Genomic DNA, 9,485 nt, shown 5'->3' with positions numbered 1-9,485 from the left:
ATAAAATATAATTGTTACTAATTGAGTAAAATCTCAAAGGAATAAATCCGCGGAAATGATCATTGTTGTGGTGAATGATTGAAAATGATTCATATTAAATAAAAATTATTAATTGGTGATTGAATCAGGTAATCTCTGCGCCGTTATATGCCTTTAAGATTATTTATCCATAATTGCTGTGAATGTTATTCGGGAAACTAAATAGATATTCATAAATTATCTGGATCTGCCCGGTGTGAAAACACCGGGTTTTTTTATGCCAAAAAAATGCCCGGACAAGCCGGGCAGTGGAGTTAGTCGCTGGTTGATTTTTCGGCTTTACCCGCCATTTGTGCCAGGAAGTCATACCGTTTTTGCAGATCTTCGGCGGCGTCTTTCCAGAGCTGTTCTGCCACCTCAGGCTGTTGCGCATTCAGACGGCGGAAGCGCTGTTCCTGCATCAGCGTCTCTGCCAGGGCATCTGACGGCGGACGTGAATCCAGCGCCAGCGGTAATTTGCCCTCGTCCGCACGGCGCGGATCGAATCGGTAGAGCGGCCAGAAGCCGGTGGCCGTCAGCTGACGCATCTGATCGTGGCTGAGGGCCAGGTCGTAGCCATGCTCTTCGCACGGGCTGTAGGCAATGATCAGCGACGGCCCTGGATACGCTTCAGCCTCCTGAATGGCTTTCACCGTCTGGTTAAGCTGCGCCCCCAGCGAGATTTGCGCGACGTAAACGTGGCCGTACATCATCATGCTCACGCCGAGATCCTTACGTGCCTTGCGTTTACCGTGTTCACCAAATTTGGTGACGGCGCCCAGCGGCGTGGCTTTCGATGCCTGCCCACCGGTATTGGAATAACACTGCGTATCCAGAACCAGAATGTTGACGTTTTCGGTCAGGCTTAACACATGATCCAGCCCGCCAAAGCCGATGTCGTAGGCCCAGCCGTCACCGCCAATCAGCCAGATCGATTTTTCGACCAGGGCGTCAGCGTCGGTCAGAAGCTGTTCAGCGCCGTCAATTCCCTTGAGTGCGCTGCGAAGTGCAGCTACCTGCTCGCGACGAACCTCTGGCGTGGCTTCTGCATGTAGCGCCGCGTTAAGTTCAGCCGGGATCTTATCGGCAAATTGTTCAAGCAGACGCATCACACGCGCGCGGTGCTGGTCAACGGTGAGTCGGAAGCCCAGGCCAAATTCGGCGTTATCCTCGAATAACGAGTTTGCCCATGCCGGACCGCGCCCATTCGCATCGGTGGTGTACGGCGTGGAGGGCAGGTTACCGCCATAAATAGACGAGCAGCCGGTGGCGTTGGCAATCAGCATCCTGTCACCGTACAACTGGGTAAGCAGCTTAATGTACGGCGTTTCACCGCAGCCGGAGCAGGCGCCGGAGTACTCGAACAGCGGCGTGATCAGCTGCGAGGTACGAATATCAATGCGTTCCAGCTTGCTGCGATCGATTTCCGGCAGGTTCAGGAAAAAGTCATAATTCACTTTTTCTTCTTCAACGTGTTCAAGGCGCGACATCATATTGATGGCTTTGATGTCCGGGTTCTGGCGATCTTTTGCCGGGCAGACCTCAACGCACAGGTTACACCCGGTGCAGTCTTCCGGTGCGACCTGCAGAACGTATTTCTGGCCGCGCATGTCGCGGGATTTTACATCCAGAGAGTGCAGGCTGGCCGGGGCATCTTCCATTGCTTCCGGTGACACCACTTTGGCGCGAATGGCCGAGTGCGGGCAGGCCGCGACGCAGTGGTTACACTGGGTACAGAGTTCTTCTTTCCAGATGGGGATCGCTTCGGCGATGTTGCGTTTTTCCCAGCGGGTGGTGCCCATCGGCCAGGTTCCGTCCGGCGGCAGCGCAGAGACGGGCAGGGCGTCACCCAGCCCGGCCAGCATGGCGGCCGTGACGGTCTTCACGAAATCAGGTGCGGAATCCGAGACCACCGGAGGGCGATTCGGGCTGGCGTCATTGACCGGCTGCAGCGGCACCTCGAACAGCGACTCGCGCGCCAGCGCCAGCGCCTGCCAGTTTCGCTCTACCAGCTCCTGCCCCTTGCTGCTGTAGCTTTTGGCGATGGCGCCCTGAAGTTCCACCAGCGCGCTGTCGCCCGGCAGGATATTGGTCAGATGGAAGAAGGCCATTTGCATGACGGTATTAATACGCGCGGCCAGGCCACATTCGCGAGCAATTTTCGCCGCGTTAACCACATAGAATCGGGCTTTTTTCTGATTCAGCACCGTCTGTACTTCCTGCGGCAGGCGCGCCCAGACCTCATCCGCATTGTATGGCGTATTGAGGAGGAAAATACCGCCGGGCTTCAGGCGCTCAGCCATCTGGTACTTGTCGATAAACTGCAACTGATGGCAGCCAACAAAGTCGGCCTGAGAAATAAGGTAGGCCGAGCGGATGGGCTGCTCGCTGACGCGCAGGTGAGAAACGGTCAGACCGCCGGCTTTCTTGGAGTCGTAGACGAAGTAACCCTGCGCGTACCACGGGGTTGAATTGCCGATGATCTTGATGTTGTTTTTGGTGGCCGAGACGCTGCCGTCGCTGCCCAGGCCGTAGAACAGCGCTTCAAGTTTGGCTGTCGCAGGCAGGGTATTTTCCGGTAGAGGCAGGGAAAGATTCGTTACGTCATCATAAATGCCGACCGTGAAACGCGGCTTGGGTTTCGCTTCCCTTAGCTCGTTAAACACGGCCAACACGCAGTCCGGGCCAAACTCTTTGGAAGACAGGCCATAGCGACCGCCGATAACGCGCGGTAGCGTTTCACGTTCGCCGTTATTAAAGGCTTCAGCGAGGGCGGTCATCACGTCAAGATACAGCGGTTCCGCGTGTGCGCCAGGCTCTTTGGTTCGATCGAGCACCGCCACGGTACGCGCGCTTTCCGGCAGGGCAGAGAGCAGATGTTTAGCCGAGAACGGGCGGTAAAGACGCACTTTAAGCACGCCGACCTTTTCGCCGCGGGTCAGCAGCTCGTCAACGACTTCTTCACAGGTGCCGATAGCAGATCCCATCAGCACAATCACGCGCTCGGCCTGCGGATGGCCGTAGTATTCGAACGGCTTGTACTCGCGTCCGGTTGCGGCGGCAAAGTCATTCATTGCCTGCTCGACGTGGTCATAAACCGCGTTGTACCACGGGTTTGTGGCCTCGCGTGACTGGAAATAAGTATCCGGGTTTGCCGATGTCCCGCGAATTACCGGATGTTCCGGGTTAAGGGCGCGGGCGCGATGCGCGTCAATTTCCGCCTGTGGCAGCAGATCCAGGATAGTCTCGTCCGCCAGCGGGACGATTTTGTTGATTTCGTGAGAGGTACGGAAACCATCAAAGAAGTGAATAAACGGAACGCGACTTTTAAGCGTGGCGATATGCGAAATTAAGGCAAAGTCCTGCGCTTCCTGAACGCTGCTGGCGCACAGCATCGCGCACCCGGTCTGGCGCACGGCCATCACGTCCGAGTGATCGCCAAAAATTGAGAGTGCGTGGGTGGCCACCGTACGCGCCGCGACGTGCAGGACGAAGGGGGTCAGTTGACCCGCGAGTTTGTACAGCGTTGGGATCATCAACAGCAATCCCTGAGAGGAGGTGAACGAGGTGGAAAGCGCGCCAGTCTGCAGCGCACCGTGGACCGTAGCAATCGCACCCGCTTCAGACTGCATTTCAACCACTCTCGGGACATCGCCCCAGACGTTTTTTAACCCGTTTCCCGCCCAGGCATCCGCCTGCTCGGCCATAGTTGAACTTGGCGTGATCGGATAAATGGCGATAACTTCACTGGTGCGAAACGCGACTGAGGCAACTGCACCATTACCGTCAATAGTTTGCATAGGACGACACCCTTACATTGCGCAAAAAATAGGGGGCTGTCATAAGGCGACAAACCCTGAATATTATCTGTGTAGTCTAGCAAACAGGGGGTTTTACGATTTTCGCTTTTGTGTCCTCGGTATTCCCACCATCAATGGTTAGATCAAACTTAGGGCGAAAAAATTGCGAGAAATTGTTTCAGCGGCGCATAAATACGCACTTCCGCTCTCGACGACACGGGATGTGATGCCTATTATGCTTAGGTTTCGCACTAATTACGGGGAAGAGAGCATGCGTTCAGCATTTTGGGTAGGGTGTGCCGCGTTATTGTTGTCGGCATGTAGCAGTGAACCTGTGCAGCAGGCCACGGCGGCCCACGTGGCGCCGGGAATGAAAGCGGCAATGTCCAGTTCAGGCCAGGCCAACTGCGCCATGATTGGCGGCTCGCTGTCTGTTGCCCGCCAGCTTGACGGTTCGGCTATTGGGATGTGCGCCTTGCCAAACGGCAAACGCTGCAGTGAACAGTCGCTTGCCGTTGGAAGCTGCGGTAGCTACTGATTATTGTGCTCGCTTAAACATCAGCGTCTTATCGGCCGTCGCCAGCGTCAGCTGGTCTTCAGTCAGGTCGACCTGCGCCCCTTTGCGCAGCATGTCGCCGATGGCCTGATCCAGCTCGTTAAGCTGTGGTTCGGTACAAAGTTTGCGGGTCATCGCCAGCGTTTTCACTTTCAGCTCACCTTCGGACAGCTTTCCCTGCCCGTTGAAGCGGTTACACATCTGGCCCGAAACGCTAATGTTATCAATGAGGCTAATGTCGGGAAGCGCGTTAAAAGCGATCTCAGGCTGCGTTGTCATGCCCTTCACTGATTTGCCGTCCACGTTTTCCAGAACAAAACGGTGGCTCTTCAGCTGATCCGGCTGAACGGATGCTTTGCCCGGATTAACGCAGCCGCTGAGGACAAGGCTGATAACACTTAACGCGATGAGCTTTTTCATTTTTCTTCTCAAATAATAAATTCTGTGAATCTTTTACCAGTGTAACGATACTCTGCGGTGCGTTAATGGGGTTTATCTGAAAGTGCGGGGTGGTGCCGGGCAGCGCAGGGCTGCCCGGAATGAAGTTTAATGCGATTTAAACCCGGCAGCCGTCATCAGCATGCGAAAGAGCATGCTGACTGCTGCCAGCGCAAGTACGCTGCCGCCCCAGATAATGGCCAGCCACAGCAATCTTTTCCAGACAGGTTGTTGCATCAGTGATAACCCTCCCCAGGCTGAACTTTGCCGCGAAATACGTAGTAGCTCCAGAAGGTGTAGACCAGAATAACGGGAATGATCAACAGTGCGCCCACCAGCATAAAGCCCTGGCTTTGCGTCGGCGCGGCGGCCTGCCACAGGGTGATCGACGGCGGTATGATATGCGGCCAGATGCTGATCCCAAGCCCGCTAAAGCCGAGAAATATTAGCCCCAGCGTCAGAATAAACGGCCGAGCATGGCTGTCAGGATTACTCAGGCAGCGCCACTGGTAGAAGCTAAACATGACGACCAGGGCAGGGACGGGCAGCAGATAAAACAGATTCGGCAGCGTAAACCAGCGCGCCGCGATGGCCGGGTGCGCCAGCGGCGTCCAGAGGCTGATCGCTGCGATAAACGCCAGCAGCACGATTAACAGCGTTTTCGACACCTCACGCATCCGCTGCTGCAGCGCATTTTCGCTTTTCATCACCAGCCAGGTTGAGCCTAACAGCGCGTAGGCCACCACCAGACCCGCGCCGCAGAACAAGTTAAACGCGGTAAACCAGTCAAACGGTCCGCCGGTATACGTTCTGCCAGTGACGCTAAAGCCGTTAATGACGGCACCTACCGTCACCCCCTGGGTAAAGGTCGCCAGAACGGAACCGCCAATAAACGCCTTATCCCAGAAAGGACGGTGGGCCGGCGTGGCTTTAAAGCGAAATTCAAACGCCACGCCGCGGAATATAAGTCCGATCAGCATTAACGTCAGCGGAATGGTCAGAGCATCAACAATCACCGCATAGGCCAGTGGGAATGCACCGAACAGGGCGGCACCACCTAGCACCAACCAGGTCTCATTGCCGTCCCAGACCGGTGCGACGCTGTTGACCATCACGTCGCGATCGTCGGCGTTTTGTGTTGCCGGGAACAGAATACCGATTCCCAGATCAAACCCGTCCATGACGATATACATCAGCGTGGCAAAGACGATGATGACAAACCAGATAATGGAAAGATCGATACCCATTATGGCTGCTCCTTATGTTCAGCTGTGACGGCAGAAAGCGGGCGCGCCGGGCGTCCATCGGACTCGGTGGCGAACGATTCATGCGGCTGCGGGCCTTTTCGGATGAGGCGCACCATATAGCTGTAGCCCACGCCGAATACCGAGGTATAGACGACGAAGAAGGCCAGCAGGCTCACGCTCATATGCAGGTCACCATGGGCTGAAACCGCATCCTTTGTTCGCTGGAGTCCGTAGACCACCCACGGCTGGCGGCCGACTTCGGTGGTGACCCATCCGGCCAGAATGGCAATCAGCCCGGATGGCCCCATCAGCAGCGCAAACCACAGGAACGGACGCGAAGAATAAACCCGCTTTTTATAACGCAGCCAGAGCGCCACTACTCCAAGCAGCATCATCAGCATCCCTAAGCCCGCCATAATGCGGAACGACCAGAAGACGATGGTGGAATTAGGACGGTCTTCTTTTGGAAACTCTTTTAGCGCAGGGACCTGTTTATCCAGGCTGTGCGTCAGGATGAGGCTACCCAGCGCCGGGATCGCCACTCCAAAGCGGGTGCGTTCCAGCTCCATGTCAGGCCAGCCAAACAGCAGCAGTGGGGTAGGCTCGCCCGGCGGATTTTCCCAATGGCCTTCAATAGCGGCAATTTTGGCGGGCTGATGCTTTAAGGTGTTCAACCCGTGCATATCGCCAACCAGGGCCTGGATGGGGGCAACAATCAGCGTCATCCACAGCGCCATCGAAAACATCGCCCGAATGGCAGGGGTATTATTCCCGCGCAGCAGATGCCATGCCGCGGATGCACCGACAAACAGGGCGCTACTCAGGAATGCCGCAATCGACATATGCAGCAGGCGGTAGGGGAAGGAGGGGTTAAATACCACGGCGAACCAGTCCACCGGTACCACCTGACCGTTGACGATCTCGTAGCCTTGCGGGGTCTGCATCCAGCTGTTCGAGGAGAGGATCCAGAAGGTTGAGATAATGGTGCCCAGCGCCACCATGCAGGTGGAGAAGAAGTGCAGCCCTGGCCCCACTTTATTCCAGCCGAACAGCATCACGCCGAGGAACCCGGCTTCGAGGAAGAAGGCGGTAAGCACTTCATAGGTCAGCAGCGGGCCGGTAATGCTGCCTGCAAACTGCGAAAAGCCGCTCCAGTTGGTGCCAAACTGGTAGGCCATCACCAGCCCGGAGACCACGCCCATGCCAAAGTTGACGGCGAAAATCTTCGACCAGAAATGGTACAGCGAGCGCCAGACCGGATTTTTTGTTTTCAGCCACAGCCCTTCGAGCACGGCAAGATAGCTGGCCAGGCCGATGGTGATGGCCGGGAAAATAATGTGAAAGGATACGGTAAAGGCAAACTGTATCCGCGCAAGGTGAAAAGCATCTAAACCAAACATGCAAAACTCCGCGATGTAATTATGTCGATGCCATTCTAAGCCGCGCCAGCGCTGGGTTGCAGAGACAGACCTGGGTTATTTATCTATAACAGTTTTCTTGCCTGCCTTTGCTTTATATTGCTGGGCGGCAATATTTCTGCCCAAGGGAGGTTCATTTTCGTAATGCCCAGAGGTAAATCAACATGGCATTGAGCAAAAATGAGAATATGAAAAGCAACAGTGTATAGCTTTCACTCCATTCAAGTTCAGTCATAAAACCAAAATGTCTGGTGAAGAGATGATAAAGTAATACATCAGGCATGAAGTAACATACAAGTGAGTAAATAACAAACAGCATCAATGTTTCAACAACCCAGGTCAGGGTATGCTTTTTTGCATTCATCAATATACCTGTATTGTTCCAAGTGCATCTAACCCAGCAGTAACTTTAAACGTGCCGGATGCCAGTAGACCATGCATCAGAATTCTGTAATGGGAGTGATTTGGCAACGTAATACATCCATTGCTAATCCCAGACTGTCCCGCCGGGTGTAACCGGAAAGAACCACGCTCAACGTTATTGATAAAAGTTCTGTCGTCAATGTGAGTATCGTGGCGGTAAAGAGCAAACCAAAAGTCACGGTTTGATCCGCTTTCTAACCCTTTAATTGCGTCATGCCAGTGAGTACCAAAACCGCCTCGTGGACGTGTCACGATATAATAGAGTCCTGGGGGTAAGGGGCCCACCTCAGGAGTCGCAACGGCATTAGGATTATTTCTGTTATGCCCGGAATTTCCAGAATATGCGGGGAAAAAGCCTAAGCCGGGGCAACTCAAAGTGGAAAGCTGATAGCCATTCAAATGAAAAGTGCACCGAATCATCTGTCTTTCCACTCGTCAGAAAAAATAATATTACCGTCACAGTGTTTCCAGGTTATTTTTTCGTAACGCAGGGAGATACTTTCCAGATGGTTATGCTTCTCCGTTGCCGGGTTTTTAATGTCATGCATGAGTGGACATATAGAGACGACTTTGACATTTTCTAGCTGCATATTGAAGTATTCAACTTCCTGCCCGGAATCGTTGATCTTATACCATTTAAATTCAGCCCCTTTCAGCGTCTGACCATTTGCAACGGCTTTGTAGAGATAGGGACTTGATCTGTCGAATTCCTTCTCAAAAACGAGAGCTGAATGAATACGAGTACCAGTAATTTTCCCCGTCATGTTATCTGTTGGTAGATGCAGACCATGACTAAATCCCAACACCTCGATACTGCCCTCACGATCTTGTACATCGACATCGCCTTTGATATCTGCTCCACCGTCGTCTTTTAGCCACAGGTATGCTGGAATGGCCATCTTAAACTCCTTTTTTCTTTCACAGTTCGTACATCGAATGAATGTTAATACTCCCAATGTGTTATGGTGATTAGACAAAAAATGCCATGCAAAATATTTATATTTATTTGATTTATAAATGTTTTTATCGAGATTGGTCCCTCTAATATTTTGTGCCGTATTAAGCGTTTCTGAATAAAAACATTCTTTTTATGAATTTTCCGCATTAAACCGCTTGCTTTGTCGTCAACGCCGTGCGTTAATGGTCTTCTGGTTTTGAGTCCAAAAAAATATCTGACGTAGTTTCATAAAGCAGTTCTCATCACGTTGTGCCTCTCCGCAGCCTCTCTTGGGTCTTTATCTACATTCCGATTAGTTTTGTTTAAAACCATTATTGCCTGATCGGCTCATGAGTAATTTACGTTTTTACGTTCACAGGAGAATCCTATGACTTCTTATATCCATTTCCGCTGCCCATGCTGTCATGGCTCGCAGTACCGCACCTCAGTCTTTGATGTATCTGAGAAAAACCCGCTCGGTGCGAAATGCATCTTTTGCAAATCGTCAATGATCACGCTCGATCACCTGGCCGCTGCGCGTCAGGCGCAAAGCCACGTTACCGAGTACCGTAAGTAATTTTTACTTAAACTATAACAGTTAGCAAAATCTTCTCTTTTTCTCCTGCTGATATACACTGTCGGCAATAA

The 9,485-nt window shown here is 53.0% G+C and carries 9 protein-coding genes; 2 read left to right on the top strand and 7 right to left on the bottom strand.

Features of this window, described 5'->3' with window-relative positions; genetic code table 11:
- Positions 1-293: 293 nt before the first annotated feature.
- Positions 294-3,818, bottom strand: coding sequence for a pyruvate:ferredoxin (flavodoxin) oxidoreductase (gene nifJ / locus IM284_RS02490; RefSeq protein ID WP_047368658.1), 3,525 nt, complete (start codon positions 3,816-3,818; stop codon positions 294-296).
- A 271-nt stretch (positions 3,819-4,089) separates the two neighbouring features.
- Here nifJ and IM284_RS02485 point away from each other — a divergent pair, with 271 nt between their 5' ends.
- Positions 4,090-4,356 carry a DUF333 domain-containing protein gene (locus IM284_RS02485; RefSeq protein ID WP_028013313.1) on the top strand — a complete coding sequence of 89 codons (267 nt, stop codon included), beginning with the start codon at positions 4,090-4,092 and terminating at the stop codon, positions 4,354-4,356.
- On the opposite strand, the gene hslJ is transcribed toward IM284_RS02485, so the two are convergent.
- From hslJ to IM284_RS02455, 6 genes are all read right to left on the bottom strand, one after another.
- On the bottom strand, positions 4,357-4,794 hold the full coding sequence (hslJ, locus tag IM284_RS02480; RefSeq protein WP_047368657.1) for a heat shock protein HslJ: 438 nt from the start codon (positions 4,792-4,794) through the stop codon (positions 4,357-4,359).
- Between the two features lie 126 nt (positions 4,795-4,920).
- Complete coding sequence (locus tag IM284_RS02475; RefSeq protein WP_008501283.1) at positions 4,921-5,049, bottom strand: DUF2474 domain-containing protein; 129 nt, start codon at positions 5,047-5,049, stop codon at positions 4,921-4,923.
- Complete coding sequence (gene cydB / locus IM284_RS02470; protein ID WP_045630504.1) at positions 5,049-6,059, bottom strand: cytochrome d ubiquinol oxidase subunit II; 1,011 nt, start codon at positions 6,057-6,059, stop codon at positions 5,049-5,051. Before cydB ends, IM284_RS02475 begins: the two co-directional genes overlap by 1 nt.
- Positions 6,059-7,459 carry a cytochrome ubiquinol oxidase subunit I gene (locus tag IM284_RS02465; protein WP_047368656.1) on the bottom strand — a complete coding sequence of 467 codons (1,401 nt, stop codon included), beginning with the start codon at positions 7,457-7,459 and terminating at the stop codon, positions 6,059-6,061. The genes cydB and IM284_RS02465 overlap by 1 nt, the downstream gene beginning before the upstream one ends.
- A 381-nt stretch (positions 7,460-7,840) precedes the next feature.
- Positions 7,841-8,320 (bottom strand): DUF2778 domain-containing protein, encoded by a 480-nt coding sequence (locus tag IM284_RS02460; protein WP_072058755.1) that lies wholly within the window; start codon positions 8,318-8,320, stop codon positions 7,841-7,843.
- On the bottom strand, positions 8,317-8,799 hold the full coding sequence (locus IM284_RS02455) for an Hcp family type VI secretion system effector (protein ID WP_047368655.1): 483 nt from the start codon (positions 8,797-8,799) through the stop codon (positions 8,317-8,319). The genes IM284_RS02460 and IM284_RS02455 overlap by 4 nt, the downstream gene beginning before the upstream one ends.
- A 426-nt stretch (positions 8,800-9,225) precedes the next feature.
- Between IM284_RS02455 and IM284_RS02450 the strand changes: the two genes are divergently transcribed.
- Complete coding sequence (locus IM284_RS02450; RefSeq protein ID WP_028013309.1) at positions 9,226-9,414, top strand: hypothetical protein; 189 nt, start codon at positions 9,226-9,228, stop codon at positions 9,412-9,414.
- Positions 9,415-9,485: the final 71 nt, after the last annotated feature.

The sequence above is a fragment of the Enterobacter cloacae complex sp. P12RS genome, assembly GCF_014895875.1.
Classification (GTDB): Bacteria; Pseudomonadota; Gammaproteobacteria; order Enterobacterales; family Enterobacteriaceae; genus Enterobacter; species Enterobacter bugandensis.
The sequence above is the reverse complement of the archived record's forward strand: the minus strand, read 5'-3'. Positions and strand labels throughout refer to the sequence as shown.

Coding starts and splice junctions, on each gene's coding strand:
- IM284_RS02460 (WP_072058755.1), bottom strand. CDS start 8,320: ATGATTCGGTGCACTTTTCATTTGAATGGCTATCAGCTTTCCACTTTG.
- IM284_RS02455 (WP_047368655.1), bottom strand. CDS start 8,799: ATGGCCATTCCAGCATACCTGTGGCTAAAAGACGACGGTGGAGCAGAT.
- cydB (WP_045630504.1), bottom strand. CDS start 6,059: ATGGGTATCGATCTTTCCATTATCTGGTTTGTCATCATCGTCTTTGCC.
- IM284_RS02485 (WP_028013313.1), top strand. CDS start 4,090: ATGCGTTCAGCATTTTGGGTAGGGTGTGCCGCGTTATTGTTGTCGGCA.
- IM284_RS02475 (WP_008501283.1), bottom strand. CDS start 5,049: ATGCAACAACCTGTCTGGAAAAGATTGCTGTGGCTGGCCATTATCTGG.
- hslJ (WP_047368657.1), bottom strand. CDS start 4,794: ATGAAAAAGCTCATCGCGTTAAGTGTTATCAGCCTTGTCCTCAGCGGC.
- IM284_RS02465 (WP_047368656.1), bottom strand. CDS start 7,459: ATGTTTGGTTTAGATGCTTTTCACCTTGCGCGGATACAGTTTGCCTTT.
- nifJ (WP_047368658.1), bottom strand. CDS start 3,818: ATGCAAACTATTGACGGTAATGGTGCAGTTGCCTCAGTCGCGTTTCGC.
- IM284_RS02450 (WP_028013309.1), top strand. CDS start 9,226: ATGACTTCTTATATCCATTTCCGCTGCCCATGCTGTCATGGCTCGCAG.